The organism is Pseudomonas weihenstephanensis, assembly GCF_001043055.1.
GTDB classification, from domain to species: domain Bacteria; phylum Pseudomonadota; class Gammaproteobacteria; order Pseudomonadales; family Pseudomonadaceae; genus Aquipseudomonas; species Aquipseudomonas weihenstephanensis.
On the sequence record NZ_JYLF01000002.1, the window covers coordinates 487,213 to 503,678 of the forward strand.

11 protein-coding genes are annotated in these 16,466 nt (G+C 57.0%); 10 read left to right on the forward strand and 1 reads right to left on the reverse strand.

Translation table 11 applies throughout. The annotated features are described in order from the left end of the window. Positions 1-146 precede the first annotated feature (146 nt). From acs to argR, 6 genes are all read left to right on the forward strand, one after another. Positions 147-2,102 (forward strand): acetate--CoA ligase, encoded by a 1,956-nt coding sequence (gene acs / locus TU86_RS06465; protein WP_048363471.1) that lies wholly within the window; start codon positions 147-149, stop codon positions 2,100-2,102. 607 nt (positions 2,103-2,709) lie between these two features. Next, the gene (locus TU86_RS06470; protein WP_048363472.1) at positions 2,710-3,495 is read left to right on the forward strand and encodes an ABC transporter substrate-binding protein; all 786 of its coding nucleotides are present in this window, start codon (positions 2,710-2,712) and stop codon (positions 3,493-3,495) included. A 90-nt stretch (positions 3,496-3,585) separates the two neighbouring features. Continuing rightward, positions 3,586-4,275: an ABC transporter permease gene (locus tag TU86_RS06475; RefSeq protein ID WP_048363473.1), complete on the forward strand. Its 690-nt coding sequence runs from the start codon at positions 3,586-3,588 to the stop codon at positions 4,273-4,275. Then, complete coding sequence (locus tag TU86_RS06480) at positions 4,272-4,970, forward strand: ABC transporter permease (RefSeq protein ID WP_048363474.1); 699 nt, start codon at positions 4,272-4,274, stop codon at positions 4,968-4,970. The genes TU86_RS06475 and TU86_RS06480 overlap by 4 nt, the downstream gene beginning before the upstream one ends. Before the next feature lie 51 nt (positions 4,971-5,021). Further along, positions 5,022-5,786, forward strand: a complete 765-nt coding sequence (locus TU86_RS06485; protein WP_048363475.1) for an ABC transporter ATP-binding protein — start codon at positions 5,022-5,024, stop codon at positions 5,784-5,786. Between the two features lie 124 nt (positions 5,787-5,910). Further along, complete coding sequence (argR, locus tag TU86_RS06490) at positions 5,911-6,891, forward strand: transcriptional regulator ArgR (protein ID WP_048363476.1); 981 nt, start codon at positions 5,911-5,913, stop codon at positions 6,889-6,891. Between the two features lie 2 nt (positions 6,892-6,893). On the opposite strand, the gene TU86_RS06495 is transcribed toward argR, so the two are convergent. Further along, a complete protein-coding gene (locus TU86_RS06495) occupies positions 6,894-10,802 on the reverse strand; it encodes a leucine-rich repeat domain-containing protein (protein ID WP_157395882.1) in 3,909 nt (1,302 codons plus the stop codon). Positions 10,803-11,455: 653 nt separating this feature from the next. On the opposite strand from TU86_RS06495, the gene TU86_RS06500 reads away from it, so the two are divergent. The 4 genes from TU86_RS06500 to astD all read left to right on the forward strand — a co-directional run bounded on the left by TU86_RS06500 (position 11,456) and on the right by astD (position 16,391). Beyond that, positions 11,456-12,676, forward strand: coding sequence for an aspartate aminotransferase family protein (locus TU86_RS06500; RefSeq protein WP_048363478.1), 1,221 nt, complete (start codon positions 11,456-11,458; stop codon positions 12,674-12,676). Positions 12,677-12,816: 140 nt separating this feature from the next. Beyond that, positions 12,817-13,836, forward strand: a complete 1,020-nt coding sequence (aruF, locus tag TU86_RS06505) for an arginine/ornithine succinyltransferase subunit alpha (protein WP_048363479.1) — start codon at positions 12,817-12,819, stop codon at positions 13,834-13,836. A 54-nt stretch (positions 13,837-13,890) separates the two neighbouring features. Next, complete coding sequence (gene astA, locus TU86_RS06510) at positions 13,891-14,928, forward strand: arginine N-succinyltransferase (protein ID WP_048363480.1); 1,038 nt, start codon at positions 13,891-13,893, stop codon at positions 14,926-14,928. Beyond that, positions 14,925-16,391, forward strand: coding sequence for a succinylglutamate-semialdehyde dehydrogenase (gene astD, locus TU86_RS06515; RefSeq protein WP_193387771.1), 1,467 nt, complete (start codon positions 14,925-14,927; stop codon positions 16,389-16,391). Before astA ends, astD begins: the two co-directional genes overlap by 4 nt. Positions 16,392-16,466 lie beyond the last annotated feature (75 nt).

The window sequence follows — 16,466 nt, forward strand, 5'->3', positions numbered from 1 at the left end:
TGTAAGCACTGTGCTTGAGCCTTCAATACAAAAGCTGTGTTTTTTCTACGCGTTTCTTACTACCAACGTCGAATGGAAGTCGTACGGTAGCCCGGCTAAAACAGGGTCATAAAACAACAACTACAAAAATAATTGAGGTGTGAAACATGAGTGCTGCTTCCCTGTATCCCGTACGCCCCGATGTCGCAGCCACGACGCTGACAGACGAGGCGACCTACAAGGCGATGTACCAGCAATCCGTCGTCAACCCCGATGGTTTCTGGCGCGAGCAAGCTCAGCGTCTCGACTGGATCAAGCCTTTTACCACCGTCAAGCAAACCTCCTTCGACGACCACCACGTCGACATCAAATGGTTTGCCGACGGCACCCTCAACGTGTCCTACAACTGCCTGGATCGCCATCTTGCCGAGCGCGGTGACCAGGTCGCGATCATCTGGGAAGGCGACGACCCTTCTGAGCAGCGCAACATCACTTACCGCGAACTGCACGAAGAGGTGTGCAAGCTGGCCAACGCTTTGCGCGGTCAAGACGTGCACCGGGGGGATGTCGTCACCATCTATATGCCGATGGTTCCCGAGGCGGTGGTCGCTATGCTGGCGTGTACCCGCATCGGCGCGATTCACTCCGTGGTCTTCGGTGGCTTCTCGCCGGAGGCGCTGGCCGGGCGCATCATCGACTGCAAATCCAAAGTGGTGATCACGGCCGACGAAGGCGTACGTGGCGGCAAGCGCACGGCGCTCAAGGCCAATGTCGATGTCGCGCTGACCAACCCGGATACCTCAAGCGTTCAGAAAATCATCGTCTTCAAACGCACCGGGGGTGACATTGCCTGGTACAAGCACCGTGACATTTGGTACCACGACCTGATGGCGGTAGCCTCTACGCACTGCGCGCCCAAAGAAATGGGCGCGGAAGAAGCCTTGTTCATCCTTTATACCTCCGGCTCCACGGGCAAGCCCAAAGGCGTGCAGCACACCACGGGTGGCTACCTGCTGTATGCCGCGCTGACCCACGAACGTGTCTTTGATTACCGCCCGGGTGAAGTCTACTGGTGCACGGCGGACGTGGGCTGGGTCACGGGCCACACCTACATCGTTTATGGACCGCTGGCGAACGGCGCGACCACGGTGCTGTTCGAGGGCGTGCCCAATTACCCGGACATCACCCGTGTGTCGAAAATCATCGACAAGCACAAGGTCAACATCCTCTACACCGCCCCAACCGCCATTCGCGCCATGATGGCCGAGGGGCAGGCGGCGGTTAAAGATGCAGACGGTTCAAGCTTGCGCCTGTTGGGTTCGGTGGGTGAGCCGATTAACCCGGAAGCCTGGAGCTGGTACTACAAGACGGTGGGCAAGGAGCGCTGCCCGATTGTCGATACCTGGTGGCAGACCGAAACCGGCGCTTGCATGATGAGCCCGCTGCCGGGTGCTCACGCCCTCAAGCCGGGTTCGGCAGCGCGTCCATTTTTTGGTGTGGTGCCCGCGCTGGTGGATAACCTGGGCAACCTGATCGAAGGGGCCGCCGAAGGAAACCTGGTCATTCTTGATTCGTGGCCGGGTCAGGCGCGCACGTTGTATGGCGATCACGACCGCTTTGTCGATACCTACTTCAAGACCTTCCGTGGCATGTACTTCACCGGTGACGGTGCGCGCCGCGACGAAGACGGTTACTACTGGATCACCGGGCGGGTCGATGACGTGCTTAACGTTTCGGGGCACCGGATGGGCACGGCCGAGATTGAAAGCGCGATGGTCGCCCACCCCAAAGTTGCAGAAGCGGCGGTTGTAGGTGTGCCGCACGACATCAAAGGGCAGGGCATTTATGTCTACGTCACGTTGAATGGCGGCGAAGAACCGAGTGAGGCGTTGCGCCTGGAGTTGAAAAACTGGGTGCGTAAGGAAATCGGTCCCATCGCCTCGCCCGATGTCATTCAGTGGGCACCCGGCCTGCCCAAAACCCGCTCGGGTAAAATCATGCGTCGGATCTTGCGCAAGATTGCGACGGGGGAATATGACGGGCTGGGCGATATCTCGACGTTGGCAGATCCGGGTGTCGTGCAGCATTTGATTGATACCCATAAAGGCATGAAGGTCGCGTAAGGCGCCGCTTGCTTGAGCAAACCCCCGTCCGGCATTGCCTGGCGGGGGTTTTTATTGATGGGCCAGGCACAATCGGTAGGCGCGCTGACGTGTTAGGGGGGGGGGCGCCTCATATGACTCGTCAACGGCCACCTGTTTTGCGCGCGCGCTGCCTGGCCGGCAGTTGAGGGGCGCAGGTGAGGTGTTACCGCATGTGTAACCGGGTGCGCGAAAACGGGGCCTTGCGCCACGTACAGCACTGTTTTAGAGCCTTGTTATGGGGGCTGAAAAATAAGATGAAACGCTACACTTGCCGGAATAGAAGGCTTTGCGAATAATAGGCCCGCTATTTGCAACTCATATAGGTTCTATATCAATTGCTCTTGCATTAATTTGAAGGGCTGTCAATGCCTCGGGTCGCATTTCTCAGTGCATCTGTAATTTGTTGTCGCATTGAAGAAATAACGGCGTGAAGCCTGTCGTTAGAATGCCGATCACTCGCTCGTCGTTGTTGTGCTGACCCCAGTGCAACGCCAGTAGCACGTGGCGCCGCATTCCCGGTTTAACCTCCGCATATTGGGCTTACGCTCATTCTGCATTTATTGCCCTTTACCGATGGAGTCCTAAGATGAAGAAACTCGTGCTTCTTGGCGCCCTGGCGCTGTCTGTGCTGTCCATGCAGGCTTTCGCTGATCAAAAACCTTTGAAAATGGGTATCGAAGCGGCCTACCCTCCGTTCGCCTCCAAGGCACCGGATGGCAGCATCGTTGGTTTTGACTACGACATCGGTAACGCACTGTGCGAGCAGATGCAGGTCAAGTGCACGTGGGTTGAGCAGGAATTCGATGGCCTGATCCCGGCGCTTAAAGTGCGCAAGATCGACGCCATCCTGTCCTCGATGTCCATCACTGACGACCGCAAAAAATCTGTCGATTTCACCACTCGTTATTACCTGACTCCAGCGCGTCTGGTGATGAAGGAAGGCGCCGTTGTCAGCGACAGCCTTGATGAACTCAAGGGCAAGAAAATTGGCGTGCAGCGCGGTTCGATCCACGACCGTTTTGCCAAGGAAGTGCTGGCGCCTAAAGGGGCCACCATTGTTCCTTACGGCTCGCAGAACGAAATCTACCTCGACGTAGAAGCCGGTCGCCTTGATGGCACCGTGGCGGACGCGACGCTGTTGCAAGACGGCTTCCTCAAAACCCCTGCGGGCAAGGGCTACGCGTTTGTAGGTCCGCAGTTCACTGACGCCAAGTACTTTGGTGACGGCATCGGTATCGCCGTGCGTAAAGGCGACAAGGAGCATCTGGATCAGATCAACGCAGCGATTGCGGCGATTCGTGCCAACGGCAAATACAAGCAAATCCAGGACAAATACTTCGACTTCGATATTTACGGCGCAGACGCCAAGTAAGTCATCGCAGCACTCTGTCCTGAATGGCGCAAGCAACAGAATTTCTGAAGTTTGCGCCATTTTTTCATTCAAATTTTGAGGACCTGAATCATGTTGAAAGGCTACGGGGCTGTCATCCTCGATGGCGCTTGGCTGACGCTTCAGCTCGCCTTGTCGTCCATGGCCCTGGCCATTGTTCTAGGTCTGATTGGTGTTTCTTTGCGCCTGTCGCCGGTGCGCTGGTTGGCCTGGCTGGGCGATTTGTACTCCACGGTCATTCGCGGAATTCCCGATCTGGTGCTGATTCTGCTGATTTTCTACGGCGGCCAGGATTTGCTGAACCGCGTCGCGCCCATGTTGGGTTACGACGATTACATTGATTTGAACCCGTTGGCGGCTGGTATCGGCACCTTGGGCTTCATCTTTGGTGCGTACCTGTCCGAGACCTTTCGGGGTGCCTTTATGGCCATTCCCAAGGGGCAGGCCGAAGCTGGCATGGCGTATGGCATGAGCAGCTTTCAGGTGTTTTTTCGGGTGTTGGTGCCGCAGATGATTCGCTTGGCGATTCCAGGCTTTACCAACAATTGGCTGGTCTTGACTAAAGCCACGGCCCTGATTTCGGTGGTCGGCCTGCAAGACATGATGTTCAAGGCCAAGCAGGCGGCAGATGCCACCCGCGAGCCTTTCACCTTCTTCCTGGCGGTGGCCGCGATGTACCTGGTGTTGACCAGTGTTTCGCTGTTGGCGTTGCGACAACTTGAGAAGCGCTACTCGGTAGGCGTAAGGGCGGCTGATCTATGATCTTCGACTACAACGTGATTTGGGACAGCATGCCGCTGTACCTCGATGGCCTGCTCGAAACCTTGAAACTGCTGGGTATTTCGCTGTTTTTCGGTCTGCTGGCAGCGGTGCCGTTGGGGCTGATGCGGGTTTCAAAATCGGCGCTGGTCAACTTCCCGGCGTGGCTGTTCACTTACGTGATCCGTGGCACGCCGATGCTGGTCCAACTGTTTTTGATCTACTACGGCCTGGCTCAATTCGAGGCGGTGCGCGAGAGCTTCCTGTGGCCGCTGCTGTCCAGTGCGACCTTCTGCGCCTGCCTGGCGTTTGCCATCAACACCAGCGCCTACACTGCCGAAATCATTGCCGGTAGCCTCAAGGCCACGCCGCATGGCGAGATTGAAGCCGCCAAAGCGATGGGCATGTCACGCGCCAAAATGTACCGCCGCATTTTGTTGCCCTCGGCCATGCGCCGTGCGCTGCCGCAGTACAGCAATGAAGTGATCATGATGTTGCAGACCACCAGTCTGGCGTCCATCGTGACCCTGATCGACATCACGGGCGCCGCACGTACCGTGAACGCCCAGTATTACTTGCCGTTTGAGGCTTACATCACGGCCGGTGTTTTCTACCTGTGCCTGACCTTCATTCTGGTGCGCCTGTTTAAATTGGCTGAACGCCGCTGGCTGGGCTATATGGCCCCGCGCAAGGCATGATTGAGCGGTGTGCTCAACGACTGATCCCCTGTTTTCGTGAGAACCGACAGCATGTACAAACTTGAAGTCCAAGACCTGCATAAACGCTATGGCAGTCACGAAGTGCTCAAAGGCGTTTCTTTGGCCGCTAAAGCAGGCGACGTAATCAGCATCATCGGTTCCAGTGGCTCTGGTAAAAGTACCTTTTTGCGCTGCATCAACCTGCTTGAACAACCGCATGCAGGCAAAATCCTGCTCAATGGCGAAGAGCTGAAATTGATCGCCAACAAAGATGGCGCGCTCAAGGCCGCAGATCCCAAGCAGTTGCAACGCATGCGTTCGCGCCTGTCGATGGTGTTCCAGCATTTCAACCTGTGGTCGCACATGACCGCGCTGGAAAACATCATGGAAGCCCCCGTGCATGTGCTGGGTATGTCCAAGGCCGATGCGCGGGAAAAAGCCGAGCATTACTTGAATCAGGTGGGTGTGTCGCACCGTAAGGATGCTTACCCGGGCCACATGTCTGGCGGCGAGCAGCAGCGTGTGGCGATTGCCCGGGCGTTGGCGATGGAGCCGGAGGTCATGCTGTTTGATGAACCTACCTCGGCCCTCGACCCTGAACTGGTTGGCGATGTCCTTAAAGTGATGCAAGACCTGGCTCTTGAAGGTCGGACCATGGTGGTGGTGACTCACGAAATGGGCTTTGCCCGTGAAGTCTCCAACCAACTGGTGTTTTTGCATAAAGGCATCGTGGAAGAAAGCGGTGACCCGCGCGAAGTGCTGGTCAATCCGAAATGTGAGCGTTTGCAGCAATTCTTGTCAGGTAGCCTGAAGTAACTGCGATTTCAAGACTGCCGTTGTGCACCAAAATAGGTCATGCTCCGCACCCTGCGCAGCTGGCCTAGGCTGAGTATCTGGCGCAATTGGTTTCTCTCTCTCGTTTTGTTCCGGATAGCACGCTATGACCGCCCATCGAATTGGTTTCCTTATTTGGCCCAGCACCAAAGCGCTGACCCTGGCGCTGGCCGAGGAAGCGTTGCGTGTTGCTCAGCGCGTGCACCCTGAAGTCGTTTATGAGTTGGTGTTCTTGCAGGCCGAGGCGCCAGCAGAAGGCGCCTGGCAACTGCCGGGGGAGCCGTGGGCGGGCAAGCTTGAAGGCTGTCAAAAACTGTTTTTGCTGGCCGATGAGCCACCGCTGGTCGTGGCCTCTGCACTGGGCAGCGCCCTGAAGCAGGCGGTGCGAGCGGGTTGCGTGATTGGTGGCTTGTCAGCCGGGGTGTACCCGTTGGCACAATTGGGCCTGCTGGATGGTTATCGTGCAGCGGTGCATTGGCGTTGGCAGGATGATTTTGCGGAGCGCTTCCCCAAAGTGATCGCCACCAGCCATTTGTTCGATTGGGATCGCGATCGCTTGAGCGCGTGCGGTGGCTTGTCGGTGCTGGATTTGCTGCTGGCGGTGCTTGCCCGGGACCATGGTGCCGAGTTGGCGGGTGCGGTATCTGAAGAGTTGGTGGTGGAGCGTATCCGTGAAGGCGGTGAGCGTCAGCGCATTCCTTTGCAAAACCGTTTGGGTTCAAGCCACCCCAAGTTGACCCAGGCTGTGTTGCTGATGGAGGCCAACATTGAAGAGCCTCTGACCACCGACGAAATCGCCCAGCATGTGTGCGTGTCCCGTCGCCAGCTGGAGCGCATCTTCAAGCAGTACCTTAATCGTGTGCCCAGCCAGTACTACCTGGAGCTACGCCTGAACAAGGCCCGGCAAATGCTGATGCAAACCAGCAAGTCGATCATTCAGATCGGCTTGTCGTGTGGTTTTTCATCAGGGCCGCATTTCTCCAGTGCGTATCGCAACTTTTTCGGCGCCACTCCCCGCGAAGACCGTAACCAGCGTCGCAGCAGCAGCCCCTTTGAGTTGTCCTCAGCTTCGCCAGAGCGCGGCTGATGTTATTCTTCTGACTCGGGGATGAGAACCGGGTCGATACCGTCTTCGTCTTCCAGGTTAATGTTCATGTCAAACCCTGTTTGGGCAAAGTACTCGCGCACCCGGTTCAGCGACGCCTGTGAAAGAGGGTTGTCATCAAGATCAAGCGCCTCGGCTATAAAGGCGGGCGCCTCGAAAAGTTCGGTGGGTAAATCGCTTATCAGGTTTTCGCTCAAGTCGACGACTTCTAATTCCGAAAGCCCCAAGATTGAGGTCGGGAACTCGGTGAGTTCTGTATTGCGCAAATGCACAGTGTTTAGGTTCAGCATATTGCCAAAGTCCGGGGTTATGTTGAGCGGGTTCTGATCCAGGTCAATGTATTCCAAGTACTCAAGCCCGGCCAGGCCTGCGGCGCTGTCAGGGGTCAAGGTGATGGAACTTTGCTCCAGGCGTAACTCTGTCAGATTTTGCATTGAGAGCACGGCGTCTGGTAAGTGATCGAGTTCAAAACCTCGTAGATCCAGTGCGCGCAATTTCGGGAACCGTTGCAGAAACTCGTTAATGCCAGTTATAGCCCCCCTGCCCGTCAACGACAGGAGCGTGACGTGGCTGAAGTCAGCGTTAATGGGGGGCATATCTTCCAGGATCGGGCGGGTGAACGTCAGTTCAAATCCGTCCCGTGATGGGTCTGTGTAATGGTTGTCGAAGGCTGTTTGCCGACGCCAAGCTCGTTCAAGCTCCCGGCTGAATGCACGCCTGTCCTGAACTCTGGCCACCCGTGAGTTGGGTGAGAGCATGTCGCCGGTTCGTTGATTTGCGGCGGGTGCGTTCAGGGTCCAGACCTCTAAGTCATCTCGCAGAGTGTTCAGCTCTTTTTCCTGCTCGGCAAGCCGCGCCTTAGCCATGCTTTCGGTGCTGGGCAACGTGGCCATGACGCGAGCCCTTTCGCGTGCGTCCAAACTTGGATAAAGCTCATGTACCAGCCTCTCAAGAGTTGAAGGGGCACGCTCAGGCGCATCGGCGCCAAGCAGGGGGTAACTGGCGCGCCCATGCACCAGTTCCATCGGAGATTTGAAGTCCATAGCGACTACTGGATGGTCGAAATGGCTGCTGACGCTCAAGCGTGGTAACAAAGGCTGGGCCTGAACGCGCGCTTTGAAGGCTGCCCCCTGGCCGGGGTGCGCGAACCCTAGGGCTTGACGCTCAAGGTCAGGTAATGCATGAAGCAGGGCGCTGTACAGGTCGTCCGGGCCGTGCAGTTCATGGTTAAGCGCATCACGCGCGCTGTAGCGGTTTTCGGATTTGATCAAGACTTTACGAAGAGGCGCCATTTCGTCGCCAAGGCTGTTTAGAAGGGGGCCGGTAAAGTGTTTTTCACGAATCTCCAGGCGCACGTCCTGGGGCCAGCCGGGCATGGCTTCAATCGTTTTGAGTGTGAGCCATTCACTGTCCGGATTGTGGATAGAGTCCAGAAACATGCCTTCGTAAGCGCGGTTGATTCGGCTTTCCATTAAATGCCAGCGGGCTTCTTCCAGAAGGCGAGGTGCAATGGTCTTTTCATTGAGCAATTGCAGTATTTCATCGCCGCTGGCATGCCAGATCAATTCTTTGGCGGCATTGTTAGGCAGGCCTGGAAGTGCGGTTTGTAACAGCGTTACCTCGGCGCTGCCTCGTTGTTCGAGTGTCTCGTATCGCGAATTGAACAGCTCGGTACGTTTCAGGCGGGCAAGATCAGCCAGGCGCTGATAAAGCCGGGTAATCCTGTCCGGCATTTTAGGCAATGGGTCGCCAGACGCGGGGCTGGTGCCAATCAGTTGCTTGGTTTCGCTGTCTTCCAGCTGCTGGAGCACGCAGGTTACTAACTCGCCATCCCGCATTTTTGATTCAGGGACGGTGATGCGTAATCCCGGCGTTGAGGCTGACGGGTATTGGGCCAGTACCTGGCCTTGCTCGTTGATGAGCGAAATCACTCTGGAGGGCGGCCAAAGCTGCGGCTGGACCAAGAGTTGCAGCTGGGTTTGCGGATCGGCCAAGCGTTGCAGGGCCGGATCGGCGCTTTGCATTCGGGCAATGAAACGTTCAATCTGCGCATCAATTCTGAAACGCTGTAGCGTGTCGGCCAGCAGCGCGGGTGTAGGAAGCGCATCGCTGATCACACGACGAAGCACACCTGGATCGGTTCGGGTTATCGCAAGAATCCGTGACGCTTCAATATCGGAAAAATCACTGTTAAGTGGATTGAGGCGTTTGAACAGTTGCTCGTTGCTCCATTGAAGCGGGGTTTCGGTTTCAGCGATCCAGGCCCCAGAGCCGTTGTGGCGTACGCGGGGTGAATAGGCTCTGCGCTGTGAGGGGTGTTTGATTCGGTAGCCGGGCGGACGTGATGTCGGCTCGATCTGGTAGGTTTTGCCCTCCAGGCTCAAGTGCAAGGCGCTGTCATGCGTATACACCCCGGTCTCGTCGGGTTGCACGTGAGTGGGCAGGGGCGCGGTATGTTCGTAGGGAGCGAGGTTAGGTTCCCATAATCGGGGTTCACCGTTCGACAGGGTCACGCGTTTCAAGCTGTCAACAAAGGGGGAGGATTGGATCTTCAGGGCCTCGCCGATGACTTTGCCACCGATGGCGAACGTAGCCGTCTGGGCCACGGTTTCTAGCACGCTGAATAAGTGGTTCCAGGCTTCGAGGGTTTTGCCCTGGGACCAATCCCGAATGCCTTCATATGTGTCATCTACGATTTGCCAAGCCATTTGTGCCAGCACCAGTCCCCCTAGCACGGGGATAAATGGCGCGGCGACGAATTCGATGGCGTTCAACACAAGCTCGGCGATGGCTTTAAGTTTTTCTTTGCGCTCGTGCCGGGTTTTTTGGTCTTCGGTGTCGGTTGGCACCGCAATTAATGGCGCGTCAGCCAGTATTTTCTGGCGTGTTTTTTGGTAGAGGTATTCTGTGTAGTCTTGCGTGATTTCTAAGAGGGTAAAGGCCAGTGTCGGGCTTTCAATCGGTTCGACACTGATGTCGGGCGGATAGTCTTCTGGTCGGCCTTCCGGAACTTGCGCTGCGTCAATCAGGGTAAACCACAGCGACTGCTTGAGTGTGCTGAAAAACAGGCCCAGTTGAGCGTGGCTGATGAAGCGGCTGAAGTATTGCTGATAGTGCTCACTGCGTAAGTTTTGCGCCAGTACTGCTATGCCTTCAGAGATTGAGGCATACCGTTTAAGTGGGTGTTGTGGGTCATTTGGCAGGTAAATGACGACTTCAGTGTTATGGCCGGAGGTTATCGCTGGGTGAGTAAAAACAAGTACGCCGGTTAAGTCAGTGCCTAGTAGTGTCAGGCTGCAAGTGGACAGGGGGGGATGCAATGCACTCGTCCATGCGGCCTCCTGGCCCAGGATGGACAGCGATTCGAAAATGCTTTGGCTAATATCGCCTTGCACCAGAGCGGAGTGCATGGCGGCCTCAAATGCGGTTCTTTGCTGGTGCCTGACCTTGGTTTTAAGGGTGAGCTCTTGGCTTTTATTGTGGACGCCTAGATGCTGTTCAAGATGTGCTTTGTACTGACCGCCTAAATCCAGTTCTCGGCACAGCTTTATGAAGTCCGCCACGGGCAGTTGCTCCGTGAGTGTGTCCAGTATTTTGTAATACCCGGTGGTGGTGGGTTTGATAATAAAACCGGAATCGAAAGTGTGGGCGCTGACCTCGGTTTCACACTGTTCGAAATTGTGCAGGGCGGCGTCCAGGATTGATACTTTCCAGGTTTTGTAAGCCCCCGTGTTCAGATTTAACAGAGGCACTTTCAACGGGATGTACAGATTAATGAACGTCTCTTTCAGATCGAGTGAACGGTCGACGTTGTAGTGCGTGTGCAAGGCTTGTTTGAGTATTGGCTCTGCAAAGCCATAGATGTCCTGCAGCGTCTCCAGAGATTGCTCCACGTCACTGTGCGCCTTCCAGTGGGCGATGTGCGCGCGATTCAGGGCTGTTCGTTGAGGGCCTGTCATGGCGTGAGTGTTTCGGGGCGGGCGGGGCATGACGTCTTTTAAAAGACGCCGCTTGTGCGCGGGTGAGTGCAGCGCCCAGTCAGGCAGCAACTGCTTGATCACTTCGTAATGAAACGCTGGCGGCGCTGATTGAAGAGGGGGGGTTAGCGTTAGTGGTGCAGGCGTAGGCGAGGGCATGAGGGGGTATCTGCAAAAGTGACTGTTGTTTAAGTGTATGAGGCGCCCGGCCGCGAAATAAGCTTAAAAAACAGGGGTGTTCGTATAGCTATGTAGTTTTATTTATTTGAAAAACCAGCCCTGACGTGGGGTTCGGATGAAGTGGGTTAGGTGCTCGCGGCCACCACGCTGCGCTATCGCTTTGGACATACGGGTTTTGCAATCAATCAGGTAATACGCTGCCGTAAATATGACCAAGCGTTTAAACTGCGCCTTTGTGACGCAATATGTCGCATTGCCGCAAGCCTTGGAAAATCATGGTTGAGCGCTATAAGAAGTTGTCGCTTGGCGGCAAGGCTTGGCTCCCGTGTGTCCTTACAATCCCTCATCGCTTGCCAGTTTAGGCAGGCGTTCCTCTTCAGGAGACTCCGATGTCCGTTGAGCAAGCCCCGGTACAACGCGCCGATTTCGATCAGGTCATGGTTCCCAACTACGCACCTGCGGCATTCATCCCCGTGCGCGGAGCGGGTTCCCGAGTGTGGGACCAGTCGGGTCGCGAGCTGATTGATTTCGCTGGCGGCATTGCGGTCAACGTACTGGGCCATGCACACCCGGCCCTGGTCGGTGCGTTGACTGAGCAGGCGAACAACCTCTGGCATGTGTCCAATGTGTTTACCAACGAGCCGGCGCTGCGTCTGGCTAAAAAACTGGTGGACTCGACTTTTGCCGAGCGTGTGTTTTTCTGCAACTCGGGTGCTGAAGCCAACGAGGCGGCCTTCAAGCTGGCCCGTCGTGTGGCGCATGACCGCTTCGGCGCCGAAAAGTACGAAATCATTGCCGCGCTCAACAGCTTTCACGGTCGCACCCTGTTCACCGTTAACGTTGGCGGGCAGTCGAAGTACTCCGACGGCTTCGGTCCAAAAATCACCGGTATTACCCACGTACCGTTCAACGATCTGGCCGCGCTCAAAGCGGCTATTTCGGACAAGACCTGCGCGGTGGTGCTGGAGCCGATTCAGGGCGAAGGCGGCGTGCTGCCGGCTGAGCAGGCTTACCTGCAAGGTGCTCGCGACCTGTGTGACCAGCACAATGCGCTGTTGGTCTTTGACGAAGTGCAAACCGGCATGGGCCGCACCGGTGAGCTGTTTGCCTACATGCATTACGGCGTGACGCCTGACATCCTCACCAGTGCCAAGAGCTTGGGCGGTGGTTTCCCGATTGCCGCGATGCTCACCACTGAAGGGCTGGCCAAGCATCTGGTCGTCGGCACTCACGGCACCACATACGGCGGCAACCCGCTGGCGTGTGCTGTCGGCAACGCGGTGATCGATGTGATCAACACGCCTGAAGTGTTGAGTGGGGTAAAAGCCAAACACGCGCTGTTCAAAACCCGTCTTGAGCACATTGGCCAGCAATACGGCCTGTTTACGCAAGTGCGCGGTTTAGGGCTTTTGCTTGGCTGCGTGTTGAGCGATGCCTGGAAGGGCAAAGCCAAGGATATTTTCAACGCCGCTGAAAAAGAAAACCTGATGATTTTGCAAGCCGGCCCCGATGTGGTGCGTTTCGCGCCAAGCCTGGTGGTCGAAGAGGCTGATATTGAAGAAGGCTTGAATCGTTTTGAGCGCGCTGTAAAAGCCCTGACACAAGCCTGAGCTTGACCCTGCATGACTCGTAGCAGCGCGCCCTCAGACACGCGTGTGTCTGAGGGCGCCGCTTGAATGCGAGCACACTCGCATCTACAGGTGATGCGCGAATTCCCCCCCTTTTATTTTTTGGATTAAGGAGTGACACCATGCTGGTGATGCGCCCTGCGCAAATGGCTGATCTGGGCGAGGTACAGCGTCTGGCTGCGGACAGCCCGATTGGTGTCACTTCATTGCCGGACGATATCGAACGCTTGCGCGACAAGATCGCAGCCTCCGAAGCCTCGTTCTCGGCAGAAGTCAGCTTCAATGGCGAAGAAAGCTACTTCTTTGTTTTGGAAGATACGGCCACCGGCGCACTGGTGGGTTGCTCGGCGATTGTCGCGTCGGCCGGGTATTCAGAACCGTTCTACAGTTTTCGCAACGAGACCTTTGTCCACGCCTCGCGTGAGCTGAAGATTCACAACAAGATTCACGTCTTGTCGCAGTGCCATGACCTTACCGGTAATAGCCTGCTCACCAGTTTCTATGTGGTCCCGCAGTTAGTGGGCTCGGCATGGTCCGAACTCAACTCCCGTGGGCGACTGCTGTTTGTGGCCAACCACCCGGAGCGATTTGCCGATTCGGTGGTGACTGAAATCGTCGGTTACAGCGATGAAAATGGCGACTCGCCGTTTTGGGATGCGATCGGGCGTAACTTCTTTGACCTGAACTACACCGCCGCCGAACGTCTGTGCGGCCTTAAAAGCCGTACCTTCCTTGCCGAACTGATGCCGCATTACCCGATTTATGTACCGCTGCTGCCCGATACGGCTCAAGAAGCAATGGGGCAAGTGCATCCGCGTGCGCAGATCACCTTCGACATCCTGATGCGCGAAGGCTTTGAAACCGATCATTACATCGACATTTTCGACGGCGGGCCGACCCTGCATGCGCGGGTGTCGGGCATCCGCTCAATCGCTCAAAGCCGGGTAGTACCGGTCAAAATCGGCGAGCTGAGCAAGGGCGGCGGTCGTCAGTACCTGGTGGCCAACGCCCAGCTTCAGGATTACCGGGCGGTGTTGCTTGAGCTTGATTGGGCACCGGGCAAACCGGTCACGCTGGATCTGCAAGCGGCCGAAGCACTGGGCGTGGGTGAAGGTGCCAGCGTGCGAGTGGTTGCGGTTTAACGCCTTTGAGCGAGTGTCGCGAGGTTCGTCAGCGAACCCGTTTGAGGAGATAGCATGATCGTTCGTCCTGTACGCAACAGCGATTTACCGGCCCTGATTGAACTGGCCCGCAGCACCGGCACCGGCCTGACCACCTTGCCGGCCAACGAAGAACGCTTACTGCACCGTGTGACCTGGGCTGAGAAAACCTTCCGGGGCGAAGCGGAGCGCGGCGATGCCGACTACTTGTTTGTACTGGAAAACGACGACGGTAAAGTCGTCGGTATTTCTGCCATTGCTGGCGCCGTGGGTTTGCGCGAGCCGTGGTACAACTTCCGGGTCGGTTTGACCGTCAGCGCTTCGCAAGAACTGAATATTTACCGCGAAATTCCGACCCTGTTTTTGGCTAACGATCTGACAGGTAATTCAGAGTTGTGCTCGTTGTTCCTGGGCGCCGACCACCGTACTGGCCTCAATGGCCGGATGCTGGCCAAGGCGCGGATGCTGTTCATCGCAGAATTCCCTGAGCTGTTCGGGAACAAAATCATTGCTGAAATGCGTGGCATGTCTGACGAAGCGGGACGCTCGCCGTTCTGGGAAAGCCTGGGGCGGCACTTCTTCAAGATGGAGTTCAGCCAGGCCGACTACCTGACCGGTGTGGGCAATAAAGCCTTTATTGCCGAGTTGATGCCCAAGTTTCCGGTTTACACCTGTTTCCTGTCTGAAGATGCGCGTGCGGTGATCGGCCAGGTGCACACTCACACAGAGCCTGCGCTGAACATGCTCAAAAGCGAAGGTTTCAGCTATCAGGGCTACGTCGACATTTTCGACGCCGGCCCGGCTGTGGAGTGTGAAACCAGCAAGATCCGTGCAGTGCGCGAGAGCGAAGCGTTGGTGTTGGCCATCGGCACTCCGGGCGACGACGCCACGCCTTACCTGATTCACAACCGCAAGCGCGAGGACTGCCGTATTACGGCGGCACCAGCACGTCTGGCGGCGGGCACCTTGGTGGTTGATCCACAGACCGCCAAGCGGTTGCAATTGAGCGCGGGCGATCAAGTGCGCGCCGTCACCTTGTCTGCCCAGCCAGTGGCCCCACGGGAGTCGAAATAATGAGCACGTTGTACATCGCAGGCGCCTGGCAAAACGGCCTGGGCGAAGCCTTTGAATCGCTTAACCCGGTCACTCAGCAGGTGCTGTGGAGAGGCAATGGCGCAAACGCTGAACAGGTGGATGGCGCGGTGAAGGCTGCGCGAGAGGCATTCCCGGCATGGGCCACGCGTTCATTTGAAGAGCGCTTGAGTGTGCTGGAGGCGTTCGCGGCCAGCCTCAAAACCCACGCCGACGAACTGGCCCACTGCATCGGTGAGGAGACCGGTAAGCCGCTGTGGGAGTCGGCGACTGAAGTCACCAGCATGATCAATAAAGTGGCCATTTCGGTGCAAAGCTACCGCGAACGCACCGGAGAAAAGAGCGGCCCGCTGGGCGACGCCACCGCGGTGTTGCGCCACAAGCCTCACGGTGTGGTGGCGGTGTTTGGTCCGTATAACTTTCCGGGTCACTTGCCCAACGGCCACATCGTCCCGGCCTTGCTGGCCGGTAACAGCGTAGTGTTCAAGCCCAGTGAGCTGACGCCTAAAGTGGCCGAGTTGACCGTCAAGTGCTGGATTGAAGCGGGGCTGCCTGCGGGCGTATTGAACTTGCTGCAAGGCGCGCGGGACACCGGCATCGCATTGGCGGCGCATACCGGCATTGATGGCTTGTTCTTCACCGGGTCGAGCCGTACGGGCAACGCGTTGCATCAGCAGTTCGCCGGTCGCCCGGACAAAATCCTGGCCCTGGAAATGGGCGGTAATAACCCACTGGTGGTCGATCAGGTGGCGGATGTGGAAGCGGCGGTTTACACCATCATCCAATCCGCCTTTATCTCGGCCGGCCAGCGTTGCACCTGTGCACGGCGCTTGTTGGTGCCCGAAGGCACGTGGGGCGACAGCCTGCTGAGCCGTCTGGTGCAGGTCAGCCAGACGATCGAAGTCGGAGCGTTCGACCAGCAGCCTGCGCCGTTTATGGGCTCGGTCATTTCGTTGGGCGCGGCGCGTGCATTGATGGATGCCCAAGACGTATTGCTCGGCTCGGGGGCTGTGGCCTTGCTGGAAATGAGTCAGCCAGACGCCAATGCCGCTTTGCTCACACCGGGCATTATCGACGTGACCGAAGTCAGTGAACGTTCTGATGAGGAGCTGTTCGGGCCGTTGCTGCAAGTGATTCGCTACGCTGACTTTGACGCGGCCATGACTGAAGCCAACAACACGGCGTTCGGTTTGGCAGCGGGTTTATTGTCGGACAGCGAAGCGCGTTATCAGCAGTTCTGGCTGCAAAGCCGTGCAGGCATCGTGAACTGGAACAAACAACTGACGGGCGCGGCGAGCAGCGCGCCGTTTGGCGGTATCGGCGCATCGGGTAATCACCGTGCCAGTGCGTATTACGCCGCCGATTATTGCGCCTATCCGGTGGCCTCGCTGGAAACGCCGATCCTGGCACTGCCCGCGGCATTGACGCCGGGTGTGCATTTGTAAGCTGACCTTTAACCTGTATGTGCGGGCGAAAGCTGCGATTTCTTGAGAACAGGATCGCAGCCAGCACCAGCGCCT